This is a genomic window from Streptomyces sp. V3I8, assembly GCF_030817535.1.
Taxonomy (GTDB): Bacteria; Actinomycetota; Actinomycetes; order Streptomycetales; family Streptomycetaceae; genus Streptomyces.
In genome coordinates, this window is sequence record NZ_JAUSZL010000002.1 from 7964563 (window position 1) to 7984562 (window position 20000).

Sequence of the window (20000 nt, forward strand, 5' to 3'; positions counted from 1 at the left end):
CGTCTCCCCCGCCCTCACGTGATCAGGCCTTCGTGTGTTCGGGCTCCGCCCGCCCGGGTTTCGTCCCGCCCCGGCGCACGAGCCTCGTCAGCAGGGGCCAGAGGAGCAGCAGCGCCGTCACCGCGTACACCGTCACCGCGAACGGGGTGTTCACCAGGCCCGAGACGCTGCCGTCGCTGATCTGCAGGGCCCGGCGGAGCTGTTGTTCGGCGTTCGGGCCGAGGATGACGCCGATGACGGCGGGGAGCACCGGCAGGCCGTACCGCCGCATGCCGAAGCCGATCAGGCCGATGATCAGCAGGATCACCAGGTCGACGGTCTCGCCGCCGACCGCGTACGCGCCGACCGCCGCGAAGAACAGGATGCCCGCGTACAGGTAGGGGCGGGGGATGCGCAGCAGCTTCGCCCACACCGGGGCCAGCGGGAGGTTGAGGGCGAGCAGCAGGACCATCCCCACGAAGAGGGACGCGATCAGGCCCCACACCAGGTCCGGTTCGCGCTCGAAGAGGAGCGGGCCCGGCTGGATGCCGTACTGCTGGAAGGCGGCGAGCATGACGGCCGCGACCGCCGTCGTCGGCAGGCCCAGGGTCAGCATGGACACCAGCGTGCCCGCCGCGGAGGCGGAGGCCGCCGACTCCGGTCCCGCCACGCCCTCGATGGCGCCCTTGCCCCAGTCGTCCTTGTGCTTCGACAGGCGCTTCTCGGCGGCGTACGACAGGAACGTGGGGATCTCGGCGCCGCCCGCCGGGATGGCGCCGAACGGGAAGCCGATGAGCGGCCCGCGCAGCCACGGCTTCCAGGTCCGCCGCACATCGTCACGGTCCAGCCAGGGCCGGCCCACCGGGATCGGTTCGGCCGGCCTGCTCCGCAGGTGCGCCGCCACCCACAGGGCCTCGCCGATCGCGAACAGGCCGACCGCCACGATCACCACGTCGATGCCGTCGGCGAGTTGCAGCGAGCCGAAGGTCAGCCGCTGCTGGCCGGTCATCTGGTCCAGGCCGACGAGGCCGAGGGTCAGGCCGATGAGCAGCGACGCCAGCCCCCTGATCCGGGACGAGCCCAGGACCGACGTCACGGCGATGAACGCCAGCACCATGATGGCGAAGTAGTCCGGCGCGCCGATGTCCACCGCCAGGGCCGCGACCGTCGGGGCGAGCGCGACCAGCAGGACCGTACCGATCAGGCCGCCCGCGAAGTGGCCGATGGCGGCGGCCGCGAGCGCCTGCGCGCCCCGCCCCGACTTGGCCATCGGGTTGCCCTCCATGGCCGCGACCACGGCGGCGCTCTCGCCGGGCGTGTTCAGCAGGATCGAGGTGGTCGAACCGCCGAACATCGCCCCGTAGTAGATCCCCGCGAACATGATGAACGCGCCGATCGGCTCGAGTCCGTACGTCACCGGCAGCAGCAGCGCCACCGCCATCGCGGGACCGATGCCGGGCAGGACGCCGATCGCGGTGCCGAGCAGCACGCCGAGGGCCGCCCACAGGATGTTGACCGGGGTGAGGGCCGTACCGAAGCCGTCCATCAGGGAGTTGAGGGAATCCATGTCACAGCACTCCCATCAGCGGGCCGCCCGGCAGCGGCACGCCGAGCAGGTTGTCGAAGACCGCGTACGTGACGAGGGAGAGGACGGCCGCGATGAGCGGGTCCCGGTCGGCCCGGCGGCTGCCCAGCGCGAACGCGGCGCCCCAGAAGAGGAGCGCGCCCGCGACGGGGAAGCCGAGCGGTTCGATGAGGACGGCCGAGCCGAGGAACACCCCGGAGAGCAGCAGCACCGTACGCCAGTCGGCCGGTTCGGACAGGTCGACGTCCTCGCCGCCCTCCGCCTCGCCGCGACCGCCGCGCAGGACGTCGACGGCGAGCAGCGCCGCGATCACCAGGAGCCCGGTGCCCACCACGACAGGCACGGTCCTCGGGCCGACGGGCCCGCGCTGCGTGAGGTCGACGTCCATGGTGAGCGCGTCGGTCAGGACCAGCACGCCGAGCGCCAGCAGCAGGACGCACACGCCCAGTTCGGAGTGCTCCCGCAGCCACGAACGGCGCGTGCCTGCGGGTGTCGGGGGCGTCGGCGGTGTCGGAGGCGTCCCGGGGACGTCGGTGGCCGGCGTCGTCGTCACAGTCCCAGCTCCTTCAGCACCGAGATCACGCGCCTGTCCTGGGCGTCCAGGAAGTCGCCGAACTCCTCGCCGGTCAGGAAGGCGTCGTCCCAGCCGTTGGTCTCCAGGGACTTCTGCCACTCGGGGGAGTCGTGCAGCTCCTCGACGAGGCGTACGAGCTTGCCGCGTTCGGCGTCGGACAGGCCGGGCGGGGCCACGATGCCCCGCCAGTTGGTGAAGTCCACGTCGTAGCCGGACTCCTTGAGGGTGGGCGCGTCCAGTTCGCCGACCCGCTCGGGGCCGGTGACCGCCAGCACCCGCAGCTCGCCCGCCTTGATCTGGTCGAGGTACTCGCCGACACCGGACACCCCGAAGGCGACCTTGTCGCCGAGGATCGAGGCCAGCAGCTCGCCGCCGCCGTCGAACGGGATGTAGTTGACGTCCTTGGGGGCGATGCCCGCGGCTTTCGCCATCAGCATGGGCGCCAGGTGGTCGGGCCCGCCCGGCGAGGAACCGCCGCCCACCGGCAGCTTGCCCGGGTCGGCCTTCCAGGCCTCCACGAGCTGGTCGACCGACGTGTACGGGGAGTCCTTGCCGACCACGACGACGTCCTGCTCCTCGGTGAGCCGGGCGATCGGGGTGGTGTCGGCGAGCGTCTTGGGCGCGTCGTTGGAGTGCACCGCGCCGACCACGCCCAGGCCCATCGACATGGCGAGCTTGCCGTTGCCGTGCTCGCTCACCAGCCGGCTCAGCCCGACGGTGCCGCCGGCGCCCGGGAGGTTGAACACCTCGACGTTGTGCGTGAGCCCGGCGTCCTCGGCGTTCTTCGCCGCCGTACGGGCCGTGATGTCGTACCCGCCACCGGGCGTGTTGGGCACCATGAAGCGCAGGCCGGGGATCTGTGTGCCGGTCGCGGCGCCGCTGCCCGTCGTGAGCAGCGGAGGCCCCACGAGCACGAGCACTGCCGCCCCGAACAGGGCCAGGGGGGTGCGCTGGCGCACGGTTCACCACCTGATGTCGGTACGTCGGGAGAGGGGGGAGGGGCGTCCCCGCACACATGGGGGGGAAGCACGGGGACGCCCTGGGGGAGGTGACGTGTGCCACATGCTGCCCGCCCGCCCGCGCTCTGTCTCGCTTCCGGAACCAACGGAGGTTGTGGTCTTTGTGTCACCCGGCACCGGACTCTCGTCACCGGCCCCCGACGGGGGCCATGATGGTGCGATCCGGTGACCGAGCCGTTCACCGCCGTGCCGGCAGGAGAGATCGAGTCCGTCGTGGTCGCCGCCCCCCGTCGCCAGACCCTCGCGGGCGAGATGCTGGTGCTGCAGCTCGTCATCATGGTGGTCGTGCTGATGGCCGTCGCCGCGGTCTCGCTCGCGCAGTCGCAGGCGACGTTCGACCGCGTCGAGGGCCGCCGGGTCACCGCGCTCGCCGAGCAGTTGGCGGCCAACCCCCTCACGCGCAGCCAGCTCGTGCTGCCCGCGCCGCAGCGGGCCCTCGCCCCCCTGGTGAACTCCACGCAGACCCAGTCCGGGGTCACCTCGGTGACGGTGGCCGACGCGGACGGCCGGATCGTCAGCTCCACGGACCCCACGGCGGTCGGTGCCGCGCTGCCCCTCGGCAAAGGCGTCGCCCGGGGCCGGGGCTGGTCCGGCTCGGTGACCCTCGACGGCGGACGCGAACTCGTGGCCCAGGTGCCCGTGCTCGGTGAGACCCAGGAGAACCTCGGCGAGCCGCTGGGCACGGTGATGATCGGCGAGGCGGACCCGACGGTGTGGCAGCGGCTCAGCGGCGCGTCCTCGTACCTCGCCGCCTACCTGGGCATCGCCAGCGTGCTCGGCCTGGCCGGCTCCTGGCTGCTGGCCCGGCGCGTCAAACGGCAGACCCTCGGCCTGGAGCCCCGCGAGATCGCCGGTCTCGCCGAGCACCGCGAGGCGATGCTGTACGGGATCGCCGAGGGCGTGATCGCCCTGGACCCGCACCTCAGGCTCACCCTGGCCAACGACATGGGCCGGCGCCTCCTCGGCCTCCCCGCGGACTGCGTGGGCCGCAGTCTCGCCGAACTCGGTGTCGAGGGACGGCTGCGGGACGTCCTGGCGGGGGACGGCGAGGACGGTGAGCGCGACGAGGTCGTCGTCCGCGACGGCCGGGTGCTGGTGATGAACCGGATGACCGTCGTCAAGGACGGCCGCCCGCTGGGCTCGGTGACCACGCTGCGGGACCGCACCGAACTGGCCCGTCTGGAACGGGAGATCGGGTCCTTCCGCAGCTCCTCCGAACTGCTGCGCGCGCAGGCGCACGAATTCGCCAACCAACTGCACACCATCTCGGGACTCATCCAGATCGGTGAACAGGACGAGGTCGTGCGCTACATCCGTGCCCTGAGCCGGCGCCGTCAGTCGCTGGACGTCACGCTCGGCCGACGGGTCCGGGACACCGCCGTCGCCGCCCTGCTCATGGCGAAGGTCTCCCTGGCGGCCGAACGCAAGGTCAGCCTGCGCATCTCGGACGGGACCGCCCTGGACCGGCTCACCCCGGAGGACGCCGCGGACGTGGCGACGGTGGTCGGCAACCTCGTCGACAACGCCGTGGACGCCGCGTCCGTCGCGGCCGGCGGCCGCACGTCCGACGGCCCGGGGCACGCGGATCACGAACACACCGGTCACGAACACACCGGTCACGGACTCGACGGCCACGGACCCGACGGCCACGAGGCCTGGGTGGAGGTCGAACTGCGGCAGGACGCCTCCGGTGTGGAGATCGTGGTCCGCGACTCGGGCCCCGGTGTCGCACCCGAACTCGCCCGGGAGGTCTTCTCGCACGGCTTCACCACCAAGGCCGCGCAGGAAGGAGAGCGGGGGATCGGCCTGGCGCTCACGCGTCTGGTCTGCGAGCGTCACGGGGGTGAGATCTCGGTGACCAACACCCGTGACGGGGCCGTGTTCACCGCACGCATGACCGTCAGCCACCTCACCGACGCGGTGGCGGAAGGAGCGACACCATGAACGGGGCGACCGGCAGGTCCGACGAGACCGTCCGAACCGACGGAACCGACGGAACCGACGGAACCGACGGAACCGACGGAACCGACAGAGCGGGCAGAGCAGGCAGAGCCGATGCGGCCGATGGGGCCCGGGGAACGGCCGGCGCCGACACGATCGACGTGCTCGTGGTCGACGACGACTTCATGGTGGCCCGGGTCCACCGTGCCTTCGTCGAGCGTGTCGAGCCCTTCCGCGTCGTGGGGGTCGCCAGCACCGGCGAACAGGCCGTTCGCCTCGTCGGCGAGCTGCACCCGGACCTCGTCCTCCTCGACCTGTACCTGCCGGACCTCTTCGGCCTGGACGTCATCCCCCGGCTGCGCACGGCCGGCCACGACTGCGACGTCATGGTCATCAGCGCCGCACGGGAGGCCGACACGGTCCGTGGCGCGGTCCGGCACGGCGTCGTCGACTACCTCCTCAAACCGTTCGAGTCCGAGGACCTGCGGGTCCGGCTCGATCGTTACGCCGGCCGGCGCGGGCGCCTGCTCGCCACCGTCGTGCACGGCCAGGCCGACGTCGACCGGGTGCTGGCGGGAGCGACGGCCTCGGCCTCGGCCGCCGGCACCCTCCCCAAGGGCATGAGCGTGGAGACGGCCGCGCTGATCGAACGCACGCTGCGGACCGCGCAGGGCACCCTGTCGGCCGCCGAGTGCGCGACCCTGGCCGGCGTCTCCCGCGTCAGTGCCCGCCGTTACCTGGAGCACTTCCACGACGTAGGCAGCGCCGACGTGACCCTGCGCTACGGGGCGGCGGGGCGGCCCGAGCGCCGCTACCGCTTCCGCGGCCGCGCGGCGCCGCAGCGGCGGCCGGGCGACGAGGCCCGCGCCTAGGGCGTGCCCGCCGTACGGGTCAGAGCTCGGACTCGCCCCACAGGCTGACGTCCACGGTGTCGCCGACCGACACCCTGCCGGTCCGCAGGATGGAGAACTTCGTACCGAACGCGATCCCGCCCCCGGCCGCCCGGCGGTACCCGGCGAGGGTGCGCAGCGGTTCCGGGCCCGCTCCCGCGCCCACTTCCTGGTCGACCATGGTCACGGCACAGCGCAGGGCGAGCTTCGCGTACGCCAGTTCCGTACCGCCGACGGTCATGCGGTGGGCGCGGTCCTCGGTGTGCGGTTCGTCCCAGCCGTCGACCACGATGTTGGGGCGGAAGCGGTCCATGGGCAGCGGGCGCGCGCCGCGTTCGGCCAGCTTCCGGTGCAGCAGGTCCAGCGTGGAGCGCGACACGACGTGCAGGGCGCCGCTGTCCGCGTAGCCGCAGGTACCTGGGGTCCTGCCGTCGGTCACCCTCTCGTGCTCCGGCGGCACGCGTACGAGCCGGCTGGGCGCGCCGAGCACGCCGGAGAGCCAGTCGGCCGCCGCCGGGCCCTGGTCGATCCCCTGGTACGCGACCCCGAAGAGGTCGACCGGCCGTCGGGCGCCGACGGTGTCGACCTCCACGTCCACGCTCCCGTGTCCGGGCGCGCGGAGCGTGAGGCGGCCGCCGTCGGCGCCGATGCCGGGCCGGATCACGGCCAGCCGGGGATCGCGCCGCTGCGTGCGGTGGACGCCCTCCTCGCTGACGACCATGAAGCTCCGGTCGTGCGCCAGCCCGGCGGGCGTCACCAGGGTCTCGCCCACCGGGACCCCGGCGCACCCCTTGACGGGGTAGTACGTCAACTCGACGATGCTGCCCATACGCTGACCTGCTCTCCTCTGTACCGACTGCCTGTTCCGCTCCGCTGGTGCGGTCATACGATCACAACCCGCTCCACCGTCTCCCGGCCGCCACCGCGCCCGCCGGGCAGATGCGGGCGAAGGCCCGGTGACCCAGTCTGCTGGAGTCGGCGGCGACGACCACACGTTCGGCGCGATCTTGAACCGGGGGCTCACGGCCGGCTCGTCGGCGATGTCGAGCGCGTTCGTTTCGCGATGCGCCGCTTCTCCGAGGCGCGGCGGGAGCGCGCACCGACCCGGCCGAGGCCCGTGCCGTCGTTGCCGACGCGGGCGTGGACGCGCCGGCCGTCTCGCCGCCCGCCTCGACGTGTCGCCCGCCTCGACGTGTCGCTCGTGCCGCTCGTACCGCACGGTTCGTCCGGTGTACCGGACACCGAACTGCGGGCGGCGGACCATCGGCGTCCTGGACGCCGACACGCGCCCCCGGAGGCGCGTGTCGGCGCTCATCCGTGCCGGGTGCCGCCGCTGGTATTTTTTCACCATGCGGGAGACCCGTATCCACCTGGGCGAGCCGCCCGTCGTCGTCGACGCGGGCGTCGGCGTGCACGGGGTCGCGAGCCGCACGGACGTCTTCCGGCTGCCCGGTCTGTGGCAGCTGCACCTGTACCAGTACGAGGCCGAGCTGACCGTCGACGGCACGCCGCACCTCGTCCGCCCCGGCCGGGTCAGCCTCGTACCGCCGGGCGCGACGGTCCGCTTCCGCTACCGGGGCCGCTCGGAGCACCTGTACGCACATCTGCGCACCGCCTCCGCCGGAACGCCGCTCACCGTGCCCGTACTGCAGGACACGGGAGCCGAACTGCCGCTGCTGACCGCCTTGTTGCTACAGGCGGTCGCCTCCGCGCGGGGCGAGCCGGACCGCGCCCGGGCCGAGATCTGGACCGTGCTGTGGCGTATCGCCCACCTCGCCCCGGCCGCCGAACGTCCCGGACCGCACCCGGCCGTCACCGCCGCGATCGCGTACATCGAGGCGCACCTCGCCGCCCCGCTCACCGTGCCCGCCGTGGCCCGTGCCGCGGGCGTCTCGCACAACCACCTGACCCGGCTCTTCCGCGCCGCCACGGGCGCCACGGTCGTCGCGTACATCCGCCGCCGCAGGCTCGACCGCGCCCGGCACCTGCTGCGGGCCTCGACGCTGTCCATCCCGGCGGTCGCCGCGTCGGTCGGCATCGCGGACCTGCAGGCCTTCAACAAGGCCTGCCGGCGCGAACTGGGCGGATCGCCACGAGCCCTGCGCGGCGAGCCCGGTCCGGGGCCCGGTCCGGGGCCCGGTCCGGAGTCCGCCGTTACGACCTGACGGCCTTCAGGACCACGAACTTCGCGTCGCTCGCGACCAGTTCGCTGTTGCCGAAGAGGCGCCGCAGCTTCACGTGGTAGCCGAGATGACGGTTGCCGACCACCCACAGTTCGCCCCCCGGACGCAGCGCACGGCGTGCCCCGCTGAACATCCGCCACGCGGTGGCGTCGGTCGTCGCCTGGTGGGAGTGGAAGGGCGGGTTGTTCAGGACCAGGTCGACGCTCCCTTCCGGGACGCCGTTCAGGCCGTCGTCGACGCTGAACTCCGCCTTGCCGTACTCCGCGGTGCCGTCGGTGTTCGCCCGGTACGTCGCCTCCGCCGAGGCCACCGCCTGGTACGACTCGTCCACGAACAGCACCTCGCCCGCCGGCCGCGCCAGCGCCAGCGCGGTACCGACCACGCCGTTCCCGCAGCCCAGGTCCACGATCCGCCCGGCACCACCGTCGTACGGCAGGTGCTGCAGGAAGAACCTGGTGCCGATGTCCAGGCGCTCGGCGCAGAAGACGCCCGCCTCGTTGACGACGGTGCGTCCGGAGACCGGGCCGATGCCGTCGGGCAGCGTGTAGCGCAGCGGCCAGGGGTTCGCCGGCGGCACCAGCCCGGGGTTCGGCGTGCAGAAGATCAGCCGCGCCTTCTTCTCGGCCAGCGACGTCCGGGTCGGACCCAGGATGCGTTCGAACAGTTTGAGCGTCGAGGTGTGGATCTCCTTCACCATGCCGGTGCCGACGACGACCGTCCCCTCGTGCACGGCGGGCGCCAGGCGCAGCAGCTGGTCCTCCAGCAGCGCGAGGCTCTTCGGCACGCGCACCAGCAGCACGTCCACGCGCCCCGGTACCGCGTCCTGGGTGGTGAGGAGGCGTACGGAGTCCTGGTCGACGCCGTTGCGCGCCAGGTTGGCGCGGGTCGCCTCCCGGGTGAGGAACGAGTCCGTGACCTGCACGGGGTGGTGTGCCGCGAGCGCCGTGGTGAGGGCGCCCCACCGGTCGCCGACCACGACGACCGTGCCGTCGAGCGCCCGGTCGCTCTCCGCGACATGCCGCAGCAGATACTCGTCGGAGGCGTCCCACGCACGGAGCTGGTCACGGGAATCCTCGGGGAAGCGCGCCAGCACAAGCTCGGCCGAGGGGGTCGTCATACGGTCGGTCATCGGGTCCAGGCTAACTGAGGCGCAGCTCAGCGCGGATCGGCAGCCCGCCGCACTCCCCTCGGGGGTGCGCCGGCGCGTGCGCGAGGATGGGGACCATGGACGCCGAACTGTTTCCGAGGAACCGGACGCAGATCGCGCCGGGCGCCGTGCACGTGCCGGACTGGCTGACGGCCGGGCGCCAGAGGGAGCTTCTGGAGGCCTGCCGCGACTGGGCCCGTCCGCCCGCCGGACTGCGGACGGTGCGTACACCCGGCGGCGGCACGATGACCTCCCGGCAGGTCTGCCTCGGTTGGCACTGGTATCCGTACGGTTACGCGTCCACGGTCGTCGACGGGGACGGGGCACCGGTGAAGGAATTCCCCGCCTGGCTGGGAGAACTGGGCCGCCGGGCGGTACGGGACGCCTTCGGCGCAGGTGAGGGGGAGGGGGAGGGGGAAGGTGCGAACGGGGGCGGGGACGGGGCCGGGGGCGGGGGCGGGTACGGCTACGACATCGCGCTGATCAATTTCTACGACGCCGACGCCCGCATGGGGATGCACCGCGACAGCGACGAGAAGTCCGGCGCCCCCGTGGTGTCGCTGAGCCTCGGTGACACCTGCGTCTTCCGGTTCGGCAACACCGTGTCGAGGAGCCGCCCCTACACGGACGTGGAACTGCGCAGCGGCGACCTGTTCGTGTTCGGCGGCGCGTCCAGGTCCGCCCATCACGGCGTGCCGCGCGTCCACCCGGGCACGGCCCCGCCCGAGTTGGGACTGACCGGCCGTCTGAACATCACCCTGCGGGTGAGCGGTCTCCCGGCCGTCCGCCCGGCCGCCGCCCGGCCACCGGGCGACCGGATCATGGGAGACTCGCCCTCATGAGCGGCGATGCGGCCCCCGGCGCGGTGGGAGAAGGAAGCACCAGGACACGGCTGGACCGGGGACGGGGTGCGCTCGGGCCCGCGCTGGAACTCGTGCACACCGGACGGGCACCGACCCGTGCCGTGCTCACCGCCGAACTGGGCGTCACGCGCGCCACGGCCGGCGCGGTCGCCGCGGAGCTGGAGGCGCTCGGCCTGATCCGCGTCGACGCCCGCCCCGGCGCGGCCGCCGGCTCGCAGGGCCGTCCCTCGCACCGTCTCGAGGTCGCCGAGGACGGACCCGTCGCCCTCGCCGCCCAGGTGCACTCCGACGGCTTCCGGGCCGCCCTGGTGGGCCTCGGCGGCCGGCTCGTGGCGACCGCCCCCGGCTGCGAGACCGTGGACGCCGACCCCGCGAAGGTGCTCGGCTCGGTCGTCGAGGCCGGCGCCGAACTGCTCCGGCGGACCGGACGCCGCTGCGTGGGCGCCGGACTCGCCGTCCCGTCGGCCGTCGCCGAACCCGAGGGCACCGCGCTCAACCCGCTCCACCTGGCCTGGCCGGCCGGGGCGCCCGTGCGGGAGATCTTCGCCGAGTGCGTGCGGGCGGCGGGCATCACCGGTCCGGCGTTCGCCGCCAACGACGTGAACCTCGCCGCGCTCGCCGAGCACCGGCACGGCGCGGGCCGCGGCGCCCGCGACCTGCTGTGCGTGGCGACCGGGCACCGGGGTGTCGGCGGTGCGCTGGTGCTCGACGGGCGCCTGCACACGGGCAGTTCGGGCCTCGCCCTGGAGGTCGGCCATCTCACGGTCAGCCCGGAGGGCCGCCCCTGCCACTGCGGCAGCCGGGGCTGCCTGGACGTGGAGGCCGACCCCCTCGCGTTCCTGACGGCGGCCGGCCGCGACCCCGGGCCCGAGGTGTCACTGCTCCAGCAGGCGAACGAGCTGATCCGCCGCCACTACGCCGACCCGACCGTACGCACCGCCACCGAGGCGCTGATCGACCGGCTGGGCCTGGGTCTTGCGGGCCTGGTCAACATCCTCAACCCGGACCGCATCATCCTCGGCGGTCTGCACCGCACCCTGCTGGACGCCGACCCGGACCGGCTGCGGGCCGTCGTGGCCGACCGCAGTCTCTGGGGCCGGAGCGGGAGTGTCCCGATCCTGGCCTGCACGCTGGACCACAACAGCCTGGTGGGGGCGGCCGAGTTGGCATGGCAGCCGGTCCTGGACGACCCGATCGGGGCGCTGGCACCCGTCTGAACGGGTCCACCGGCCGCGCATCTTCTCAGCCGTCCGGCGTCCGAGGACCGGGGGTTCGGGGCGGAGCCCCCGAGGTCGGGAACGGGCAGGGGCGGCGGGGGCGAGAACAACGAGGCGTACCCACCCGTATACGCCCCCGGCCACCCCCCGGCGGTCCCCGCCGCGAAGCGGGCTGTCACCGCCCGGTCAGCCGGCAACGGCCGACCGGGCGGGAGCGTGTCCCTGGAGCGCATGCGCCTCGGCGACGCGCTCCACCTCCACGAACCCGCGGACGGGCGACTCGACGACCGTGGCGAACGGCGGACGCACGGGCGGTGCCGCCACGGGGGAGGGGGCCGCGAGGGTGAACCACACGACCTTGCCCGACTCGCCGTTCGGCCGCGCACCCCAGCTCTCGCTCACCGCGGCGACCATCGACAGACCACGCCCGCAGGTCGCGGAGGAAGTGGCGTCCTGCACCTCGGGGAGGCGCGGATCGAGGTCGTGCACGGAGACCGTGAGCCGGTCGAGCCGCAGCTCGATCTCGACCGTGCACAGCTTGTCGGGCCGCGCGTGCAGGTGGACGTTGGTCAACAACTCGGTCACACCCAGCGCGGCCCGGTCTATCAACGGGTCCAGACGCCAGTAGCGCAATTGCGCAGATACGATTCTGCGGACCTGGCCGATCCTTGAGGGCAGAGCCTGGAGCTCCACGGTGCAATGCCTTGGCTGGCTGATCACGCTGCGACTCCCCGAATTGAGGTCCGGAAGAAGACGAGTACGGATCCAGCGGGCTGCCTGCGCGCGCCGGCCGCCCTGCTGTCGTTGGCCGGCGGGCTGGTTCGCAGCGTTATCGCCGGTAAACCCAGAGTGACGTGACAACAGAGTGACCCAGGAGGTGAGGGACCGCAACTCGCCGTGGTCCGGGCGCCCTGGCGTGCGGCGGCCGACGGGGGCCTCAGCGCCCGCGCCCCGCCGCGTTGCGCACGGCCTCGATGAACCGGCGGGCGGCCGGCGGACCGGGTTCCCCCGGAGCCGGGTCCTGGTCGCCCAGGGTGAGCAGGTAGCGGGTGCCGTTGACGTCCGCCAGGGCCCGGTCCCCGTTGGCGAACCAGGGCTTCGACGCCCGGACCGCCTGCACCGGCGCGCTGTCGATCTCACTGCCGTAACTGGTGAGCAGCTCCAGCCGGCCGTCGCTGATCCGGACCTGCCCGGCCCGGGTGAGCGAACGCAGCCTCTTCCCGATCCGCACGCCTCTGGCTGTGAACTCCGGCTCCGCCATGTGCCCCACCCCCTCGTGCGCTCGGGTCGTACTCCGTCGTGAGAACCCGCCGGCCCCGTTCACCTGTCCGTCCCGCCGGGACCGGCGTCCTGTGCGTACATGCTCCGTGCGTGCAGTCTGCCCGCGCGGGGCGGCGCGCACCAGTGCGCATCGTGGCGTGGCACATGCCCTCGGGCGCACTCGCGCGAATGCGCCCCCCGGCCTCTGGGCGACCGGCGGCACCAGTGGTTCCTTTGAGGTTCCCAAAGGAGTGTTTATGCAGGTGAGAAGCGTGTGGAAGGTGCCTATGATCGAGGCGTCCGACCGCGCGGCCCAAGGCCGGCACCATCCGAAGGAGCCCCGCCGTGAGCACCCCGCAGCAGGCCCGCCCGCACGAACCGACAGCCACGCTCGACGTCGACCACAGCGACGCGGAGTACCGGCACTGGCTCAAGGAGGCCGTACGGAAGGTGCAGGCCGACGCGAACAGGTCGGCCGACACCCACCTGCTGCGCTTCCCGCTGCCCGAGCGCTGGGGCATCGACCTGTACCTCAAGGACGAGTCCACCCACATCACCGGCAGCCTCAAGCACCGCCTCGCCCGTTCGCTCTTCCTCTACGGCCTGTGCAACGGCTGGATCCGCCGCGGCCGCCCCGTCATCGAGGCGTCCAGCGGCTCCACGGCCGTCTCCGAGGCGTACTTCGCCGGCCTGATCGGTGTGCCGTTCATCGCCGTGATGCCGCGCACCACGAGCGCCGAGAAGTGCCGGCTGATCGAGTTCCACGGCGGCCGGTGCCACTTCGTCGACGACCCGCGGACGATGTACGAGGAGTCGGCGGCCCTCGCGGCCGAGACCGGCGGCCACTACATGGACCAGTTCACCTACGCCGAGCGGGCCACGGACTGGCGCGGCAACAACAACATCGCCGAGTCGGTCTTCCGGCAGCTGCGGCTGGAGCGCTATCCCGAGCCCGCCTGGATCGTGGCCACCGCGGGGACCGGCGGCACCTCGGCGACCATCGCCCGCTATGTGCACTACATGCAGTACAACACCCGTATCTGCGTGGCCGATCCGGAGAACTCCTGCTTCTTCGAGGGCTGGACCACGGGCGACGCGGGGGTCACCACCGACTGCGGCTCCCGTATCGAGGGCATCGGCCGGCCGCGCATGGAACCGAGCTTCGTGCCGGGGGCCGTCGACCGGATGATGAAGGTGCCGGACGCGGCGAGCGTGGCGGCCGTGCGGGCACTGGAACGGGCCATCGGCCGCAAGGCGGGCGGTTCGACCGGCACGGGGCTGTGGAGCGCGCTGAAGATCGTGGCGGAGATGGCGGCGGCGGGGCGCACCGGAAGCGTGGTGACGCTGTTGTGCGACCCCGGGGACCGCTATCTCGACAAGTACTACTCGGACGACTGGCTGGCCGGCCAGGGACTGGACATCGCGCCCTACGCGGCTACGATCGAGTCGCTGCTGGCCACGGGGGTCTGGCCGGCCTGAGCGGCCCGCGCGCGGTGGACCGCCGAGCGGGACGAGGCCGTCCCTCCCGCGCACACCGGGCGTACGGGAACGGTCCCGGCGAAGTACGGTCCCACCGGCCGCGGTCGACGGGTCATGCGCCCCGTCCCGGCGTGCGGACGACGACAGGGGGAGCGGCCCCTCAGTCGTCGAGCCCGTCCTCCGGCTCGGAGGGCTCGGGTTCGCCCGCGACCACCAGGCGCCGCAGGTGCTCGGAGACCTCCGCGCGCGCCTCGGCGGGCAGCCCGCCGTCCGTCACCAGCGTGTCGACCTGTTCCAGCGCGGCGAACGAACTCAGGCCCACCGTGCCCCACTTGGTGTGGTCCGCGACCACGACGACACGCCGCGCGGACTGCACGAGGCGCCGGTTCGTCTCGGCCTCCGCCAGATTCGGCGTGGACAGGCCCGCCTCCACCGATATGCCGTGCACCCCGAGAAAGAGCACGTCGAAGTGGAGCGCCTCGATGGCCTGGTCCGCGACCGGCCCCACCAGGGAGTCCGACGGCGTGCGCACCCCGCCCGTCAGTACGACCGTCGCCGCGCCCTGCCGCTGCCCCGTCGTGCGCTGCGCCGAGTGGAAGACATCGGCCACCCGCACGGAGTTGGTCACCACGGTCAGGTCCGCCACGTCGAGAAGCTGCTGGGCGAGCGCGTACGTCGTGGTGCCGCCCGACAGCGCGATCGCCGTGCCCGGCGCCACCAGCGCCGCGGCCGCCCGCGCGATGTCCTCCTTGGCCGTCAGCTCCAGCCCCGACTTGGCCTCGAAACCCGGCTCGTGCGTACTCGCCTCGGCCACCGGGACGGCGCCGCCGTGCACCTTCTCCACCACGCCCTGCCGGGCGAGCGCGTCCAGGTCGCGACGGACCGTCATGTCGGACACGCCGAGCTTCCTGGTGAGTTCGTTGACGCGGACACCGCCGCGCCGACGGACCTCGTCGAGGATCAGAGCGCGTCGCTGCTCCGCGAGGAGGTTCTGATTCTCGCTCACGTCCGCTCCGGTTCCCTTCGTCTCGCCCCGTCCGGCACACCCCTGTGTGGCCCCGCGTCGACCGCCGACGAGGGCGTTCCCCTCACCTGCGGACCGCGGGACGCCCCATCCTCGCACGGGTCGCCGCAGGTCGCGCCACTGCCTGTGGTGACCCGCACACGTCACGCTGCCGTCCGCCGTCCGGCGCGGTCACACGGATCGGGGAGATTCCGTGACGAGTGGTGCACGCGGCGGCGGCGAGGAGGATCCTTGTACCTGGACATGACACATGTCGTACGGGCGGCACGGGGGAATCACCACGATGGAGCGTCAGACGGGGCACGCCCCGACCGAGGGGCCGAACGGTTCCGGGCGGCGGCCGGCGGCCGACACCGCGCTGGAACTCCTGGTGCACGGCGTCGGCGGCACGACGCCCCAGGAGATGCTGAACGATCCGCGCACGGTCCGGATCACCGGCGACGACACGGCCGCGGTGTTCCGCCGCGCCGACGACGTCGAGGCGGAGCACCACGCGGCACGGCGGCCCGAGGAGCAGCGCGGCCGACCGGTCCCCGAGGCGTACGTCTGGTGCAACCTCACCTCGGGCAACGGCTCCAGGGCCCTGTGGCTGCTGCTCCTGCCGTTCATGGTCGTCAACCTCGCCCACTGGATGCGGCCCACGGTGAGCGACAACCGCAGACCGGCCGTGCGCCTGTACGGCCTGCTGGTGCGCCTCGCCGGTCTGGCCCTCACCGTGCTCCTGGTGGCCGCGGCCTGCGAGGTCGCCCTGGACCTGACCGCATGGCAGTGCGCGGGCACGCGCGCGTGCGCCGGGGAACACTCCTGGCTCGGCTTCCTGTCCCCGGCGCCGTCGGGCGACGGCTGGTGGAGCCAGCCCGGCCGTCGGCTCGCCCTCGCCGCACTGGTGCCCGCCCTCCTCACCGGCCTCCTGTGGTACCTGTCGCACCGCACCTGGAGCGCCTACGAGTCACAGCAGCCGAGGGTGCGCGAGGTCGAGCCCGACGAGGAGGAGAACCGGGCGGGCCTCGGCCGGCCCGGCTTCTGGTACGGCCGCCGGCTGGTCGCCCGGCTGCGCGTCGCCCACACCGCCGCGGGCCTCCTGACGATCGCCGCGGCCGTCGGCACCGCCGCCGCCCGGTACGACGGCCGGTCCGGCGGTCCGGCGGTCCTGGAGGCGCTCGGGTGGCTCCTGACCGCAACACTGGTGGCGGGAGCGGCCGTTGTGCTGTGGGTGGTCTGCAGCCGCGGCCGCAGCGAGCTGCGGCCCGACCGGCACCTCGACGCGGCCCTGGTCCGTCTGCTGCCCCTCGGCTCGGTCGTCCTGCTCGCCCTCACCCTCGTCTACGCCGGCTGGTCGCGCCCGGACTGGCGGTCGGACCACCGGCTGCCGGGCGACACCGCGTTCGGCGCCCTCACGCTCGTCGAAGGCCTGCTCGTGCTCGCCCTCGGCGTGGTGGCCCACCTCCTGTACCGCGCCCACCCGGACCCCCGTACCGCGATGCGGGGCCTGGCCGGGCCCGCCGTCGCGATGCTGGCCTGCGCGCTGGGCGGAGTGATGTCCGGCGGCGTCTCCCAGCGCGTCGCCGACTGGCTGGACGGCACCGGCGGAACCATCGAGGGACCGCCCGTGCTCCTGACCTGGCAGGCGTCCGTCATCCCGCCCCTGCTGCTCGTCCTGCTCGTCCTCGTCGGCTGGCTGGCCCGGCGCACCCTGCAGCTGCGGCGCACCGAGGCGGTCGCGGTGGACCGCGCCTACGCGGGCGAGGCCAAGGACCCCGGAACCACCCGCCGTATCGCGGGCATCCGCGCGATGGCCTCGCTCACCGACCGGGCACCCCGGATCATCGGCGTCAGCTCCGTCGTGACACTGGTCCTGGGCGGCCTGGCGCTGGCGGGCGCCCTGTCCACCGGCGAGACCCCGGCCGGGGCGGCCGACGGCGCGCCCGCCGTCGTCCGGGGCGCGGCCGAGACCGCGCAGGCGCTCGGCTCCTGGCTGATCGGCGTCGGCTTCATACTGTTCGTCACCTGGGGCCGCCGTGCCTACAAGGACCCGACCGCCCGCCGGACCATCGGCATCCTGTGGGACGTCGGTACGTTCTGGCCGCGTGCGGCGCACCCCTTCGCGCCCCCATGCTACGCCGAGCGCGCCGTACCCGACCTGACCTGGCGCATCGCCGGCTGGACCCGGGCCACCGGCGGCCGCCTCGTCCTGTCCGGACACTCCCAGGGCAGCGTCCTCGCCGCCGCCGCGGCCTGGCAGCTCGAGCCGTCGGTGCGCAGGCGGGTGGCGCTGCTGACCTACGGCTCACCGCTGGAACGGCTCTACGGGCGCTGGTTCCCGGCCCACTTCGGGCCCGCCGCGCTCAGTGACCTGCACCGGGACGTCGACTGCTGGCGCAACCTGTACCGGGCCACCGACCCCATCGGCGGCCCGATGCGGCTGCCCGGCGACTGCGGCCCCCAGGTCGACCGTGAGGCACTGGAGGACCCCTTGGCGTACGGCAGGACGGAGCGGCACCCGCTGCCCGCGCCGATCCTCGGGCACTCCGACTACCAGGCGGACCCCCTGTTCGCCGAGGAGCGGGAGATACTCCTCTCCCGGCTCGGGACGGACGTCCCGGCACCCCGGGCCTGCGACTCCTAGGCGGTGTCCGCGAATCCGCGTACACGTTTCCGCGGGCGGGCCACGGACGGGACGGTCGTACGTCGATGCCGGGGCGGGAGCGGGAGCGGGGGAACTCGGCAGGGGGTGGTCACACCATCGTGACGACGACCGGGCCGGCCTTCGCGCGATTCCTGCCGTGGCCCCCGGGTCCGCAGGAACCGGCCGCCGGGCTTTCGGGGGTCGGGCCACCGGCACGGCGCCGACGACGGCCGTCCCCTGCCGAGAGCGTGAGGTCACGGTGTCCGGCGCAGCGGCAGACGCAGGTGCAGTTCGTGGCCGCCGTCCGCGGTCGGGGCGGCGGTGACGGTGCCGCCCAGGAGTTCGGCCCGCTGGCGCAGTCCGGCCAGGCCGTGATGGGCGCCGGGCAGCAGCAGGGCGGGCCGGGTGGGCGCGCTGTTGGTGACGGCGGCGTGCACGGTGTCGTCCTCCTGCCGGATGCGGATGACGGCCGTGGCGCCGGGGGCGTGCTTGCGGACGTTGGTGAGAGCTTCCTGCACAGCGCGGTAGACGGCGCGTTGGTGGGGCGGAGGCAGGGCGGCGGGCAGGTCGGTGTGCAACTGCGTCTCGATGCCGCTGGTGTCGACGAGGTGCTGCAGGTCGGCCAGGGAGGGCTGCGGGGTCAGTTCGGTGGGGCGGCTGCCGGCGGCCCTGAGGACGCTGACCATGTGCCGCAGCTCCTCCAGGGTCTGCACGCTCAACCGCCTGATGGTGGTGGCGGCCTCGCGCGCCGCGGCGTCGTGGGTGGCGACCTGCAGCGCTCCGGCGCGTACCGCGATCAGGCTGACCTGGTGGGAGACCACGTCGTGCATCTCCCGGGCGAGCTGGGCGCGTTCCTTGGCCAGCACGCTCTGGGCCAGCAGTGCACGCTCGTGCTCGCGGGCCTGGGAGATCTCGGCGAGGCGCAGCGACAGCTCACGGCGGGCCTGGACGAGCTGGCCGAGGAAGACCGGCGCGGTGGCGGTGGCCAGGCTGTACGTGACGATGACCAGGTCGGAGGAGTCGGAGAAGTCGGCGAACTCCGGTCCGGGCCAGGTCCAGTAGGTCAGGTCGCAGGCGGTCAGAGCCAGGGCGCCGACCGCCAGCAGTACTCGGCGGCGGTTGAGCGAGGCCAGGGAGTACAGCGCGGCCAGCGGCGCGAAGATCGCATCGCTGACCAGGGCGGCGGGCAGCGTGAGCAGGAAGGCCGGCAGCGGCGTGTGGCGGCGCAGGACCAGGGCGGCGGTGGCCAGCAGGGCGGCGGCTCTGCGCAGCGGTTCATCGGATTCCTCGTGCACCCAGATGTCCAGCAGGGAGACGACGACGACCACGGCGTCCAGTACGGGCGCGGGTATCCGGCGGTCCTTCACCTCTCCTCCCGCCGGTCCGGCGCCCTGAGCAGACCGGCGCGTTCGGCCAGCAGGGCGGCCTGGACGCGGCTGACCACCCGCAGTTTGGACAGCACGGCGCTCACGTGGTCCTTGACCGTGCCGGTGCTCAGGTGCATCCGTGCCGCGATGGCGGTGTTGGACAGCCCTTCGGCGATCAGGACCAGCACGGCGCGTTCCCGGTCGCTCAGCACCTGGATGCGGTGCATGGCGGCGTGCTGGGGGCCGTTGTCGAGGTAGCCGTGCACGACGGTACGGGTGACGGAGGAGGACAGCACGACGCCGCCTTCGGCCAGGTTGCGCACCAGCACGGGCAGTTGCAGCGGATCCGTGTCCTTGAGCAGGAAACCGGCCGCCCCCGAGCGCAGGGCGGCGGCCACGTATTCGTCCATGTCGAACGTGGTGAGCATGGCCACCACCGGTTTCCCGGCGAGTTGCCGCAGCTGGGCCAGCACCGTCAGCCCGTCCACGTCCGGCATCCGGATGTCCAGCAGCACCACGTCCGGGCGCAACTCCTCGGCCGCCCTCACCGCTCGGCCGCCGGCGACCGCGGCCACCACCTCGATGTCGTCGGCCGCGGACAGGATGTGTTCGAAGCCCGTTCGGACCAGCGCCTCGTCGTCGACCACCAGTACGCGAATCACGTGCGTCCCCCTCTATCGGCTGTCGACGTGGGACCGCCTGAGGATTCGTACCACGCGGGAGAGGGTCCGGAAGTTCCCGCGGCGCTTTCACCCGCCGGGTGACGGGGAGCCTCCAGCCGGTCGGCGGGAGGACGGCGGCCACGTGCCGGATGGGCCCGGACGCGGTGCGTCGTCAGTCTGGGAG

Annotated in this window: 17 protein-coding genes and 2 pseudogenes; 8 read left to right on the top strand and 11 right to left on the bottom strand. The window is 73.3% G+C overall.

Annotated elements, in window-relative coordinates:
* Positions 1–22: 22 nt before the first annotated feature.
* The 3 genes from QFZ75_RS35200 to QFZ75_RS35210 are packed head-to-tail and all read right to left on the bottom strand — an operon-like array spanning position 23 to position 3097.
* Positions 23–1546 carry a tripartite tricarboxylate transporter permease gene (locus tag QFZ75_RS35200; protein ID WP_307543464.1) on the bottom strand — a complete coding sequence of 508 codons (1524 nt, stop codon included), beginning with the start codon at positions 1544–1546 and terminating at the stop codon, positions 23–25.
* Position 1547: 1 nt separating this feature from the next.
* Positions 1548–2117: a tripartite tricarboxylate transporter TctB family protein gene (locus tag QFZ75_RS35205; RefSeq protein ID WP_373465989.1), complete on the bottom strand. Its 570-nt coding sequence runs from the start codon at positions 2115–2117 to the stop codon at positions 1548–1550.
* A complete protein-coding gene (locus QFZ75_RS35210) occupies positions 2114–3097 on the bottom strand; it encodes a tripartite tricarboxylate transporter substrate binding protein (protein WP_307543465.1) in 984 nt (327 codons plus the stop codon). Before QFZ75_RS35210 ends, QFZ75_RS35205 begins: the two co-directional genes overlap by 4 nt.
* A 312-nt stretch (positions 3098–3409) precedes the next feature.
* On the opposite strand from QFZ75_RS35210, the gene QFZ75_RS35215 reads away from it, so the two are divergent.
* Positions 3410–5101, top strand: a complete 1692-nt coding sequence (locus QFZ75_RS35215; protein ID WP_307545007.1) for an ATP-binding protein — start codon at positions 3410–3412, stop codon at positions 5099–5101.
* A gap of 182 nt (positions 5102–5283) precedes the next feature.
* Entirely contained in the window at positions 5284–5970 is a 687-nt protein-coding gene (locus tag QFZ75_RS35220; protein WP_373466076.1) for a response regulator, read from the top strand.
* Positions 5971–5989: 19 nt separating this feature from the next.
* On the opposite strand, the gene QFZ75_RS35225 is transcribed toward QFZ75_RS35220, so the two are convergent.
* Together QFZ75_RS35225 and QFZ75_RS35230 are read right to left on the bottom strand one after the other, a co-directional pair.
* Positions 5990–6817, bottom strand: coding sequence for an MOSC domain-containing protein (locus tag QFZ75_RS35225; RefSeq protein ID WP_307543469.1), 828 nt, complete (start codon positions 6815–6817; stop codon positions 5990–5992).
* A 91-nt stretch (positions 6818–6908) separates the two neighbouring features.
* Positions 6909–6992 (bottom strand): annotated as a pseudogene (locus tag QFZ75_RS35230) (alkaline phosphatase); the annotation flags it as partial.
* Between the two features lie 64 nt (positions 6993–7056).
* Between QFZ75_RS35230 and QFZ75_RS35235 the strand changes: the two are divergent.
* Positions 7057–7246, top strand: a pseudogene (locus QFZ75_RS35235) (fructose-bisphosphate aldolase); the annotation flags it as partial.
* Positions 7247–7337: 91 nt separating this feature from the next.
* Positions 7338–8153 (top strand): AraC family transcriptional regulator, encoded by an 816-nt coding sequence (locus QFZ75_RS35240; protein ID WP_307543471.1) that lies wholly within the window; start codon positions 7338–7340, stop codon positions 8151–8153.
* On the opposite strand, the gene QFZ75_RS35245 is transcribed toward QFZ75_RS35240, so the two are convergent.
* The gene (locus QFZ75_RS35245; protein ID WP_307543473.1) at positions 8143–9300 is read right to left on the bottom strand and encodes a methyltransferase; all 1158 of its coding nucleotides are present in this window, start codon (positions 9298–9300) and stop codon (positions 8143–8145) included. The two genes, QFZ75_RS35240 and QFZ75_RS35245, sit on opposite strands and share 11 nt — an antisense overlap.
* A gap of 95 nt (positions 9301–9395) precedes the next feature.
* Here QFZ75_RS35245 and QFZ75_RS35250 point away from each other — a divergent pair, with 95 nt between their 5' ends.
* Positions 9396–10160 (top strand): alpha-ketoglutarate-dependent dioxygenase AlkB, encoded by a 765-nt coding sequence (locus tag QFZ75_RS35250; RefSeq protein WP_307543475.1) that lies wholly within the window; start codon positions 9396–9398, stop codon positions 10158–10160.
* The gene (locus QFZ75_RS35255) at positions 10157–11398 is read left to right on the top strand and encodes an ROK family protein (protein ID WP_307543477.1); all 1242 of its coding nucleotides are present in this window, start codon (positions 10157–10159) and stop codon (positions 11396–11398) included. Before QFZ75_RS35250 ends, QFZ75_RS35255 begins: the two co-directional genes overlap by 4 nt.
* A gap of 186 nt (positions 11399–11584) precedes the next feature.
* Here QFZ75_RS35255 and QFZ75_RS35260 read toward each other — a convergent pair whose 3' ends face one another.
* Both QFZ75_RS35260 and QFZ75_RS35265 read right to left on the bottom strand, forming a co-directional pair.
* Entirely contained in the window at positions 11585–12118 is a 534-nt protein-coding gene (locus QFZ75_RS35260) for an ATP-binding protein (RefSeq protein WP_307543479.1), read from the bottom strand.
* Positions 12119–12335: 217 nt separating this feature from the next.
* On the bottom strand, positions 12336–12659 hold the full coding sequence (locus QFZ75_RS35265; protein WP_307543481.1) for a hypothetical protein: 324 nt from the start codon (positions 12657–12659) through the stop codon (positions 12336–12338).
* A 344-nt stretch (positions 12660–13003) separates the two neighbouring features.
* Here QFZ75_RS35265 and QFZ75_RS35270 point away from each other — a divergent pair, with 344 nt between their 5' ends.
* Positions 13004–14137, top strand: a complete 1134-nt coding sequence (locus QFZ75_RS35270) for a PLP-dependent cysteine synthase family protein (protein ID WP_307543482.1) — start codon at positions 13004–13006, stop codon at positions 14135–14137.
* 160 nt (positions 14138–14297) lie between these two features.
* On the opposite strand, the gene QFZ75_RS35275 is transcribed toward QFZ75_RS35270, so the two are convergent.
* A complete protein-coding gene (locus QFZ75_RS35275; protein WP_307543483.1) occupies positions 14298–15143 on the bottom strand; it encodes a DeoR/GlpR family DNA-binding transcription regulator in 846 nt (281 codons plus the stop codon).
* Positions 15144–15444: 301 nt separating this feature from the next.
* Between QFZ75_RS35275 and QFZ75_RS35280 the strand changes: the two genes are divergently transcribed.
* Positions 15445–17787 carry a hypothetical protein gene (locus QFZ75_RS35280; RefSeq protein ID WP_307543484.1) on the top strand — a complete coding sequence of 781 codons (2343 nt, stop codon included), beginning with the start codon at positions 15445–15447 and terminating at the stop codon, positions 17785–17787.
* Positions 17788–18041: 254 nt separating this feature from the next.
* Here the strand turns inward: QFZ75_RS35280 and QFZ75_RS35285 are convergent, their stop codons facing one another.
* Complete coding sequence (locus tag QFZ75_RS35285; protein WP_307543485.1) at positions 18042–19154, bottom strand: sensor histidine kinase; 1113 nt, start codon at positions 19152–19154, stop codon at positions 18042–18044.
* Entirely contained in the window at positions 19151–19816 is a 666-nt protein-coding gene (locus QFZ75_RS35290; protein ID WP_307543486.1) for a response regulator transcription factor, read from the bottom strand. The genes QFZ75_RS35285 and QFZ75_RS35290 overlap by 4 nt, the downstream gene beginning before the upstream one ends.
* Between the last annotated feature and the right edge of the window lie 184 nt (positions 19817–20000).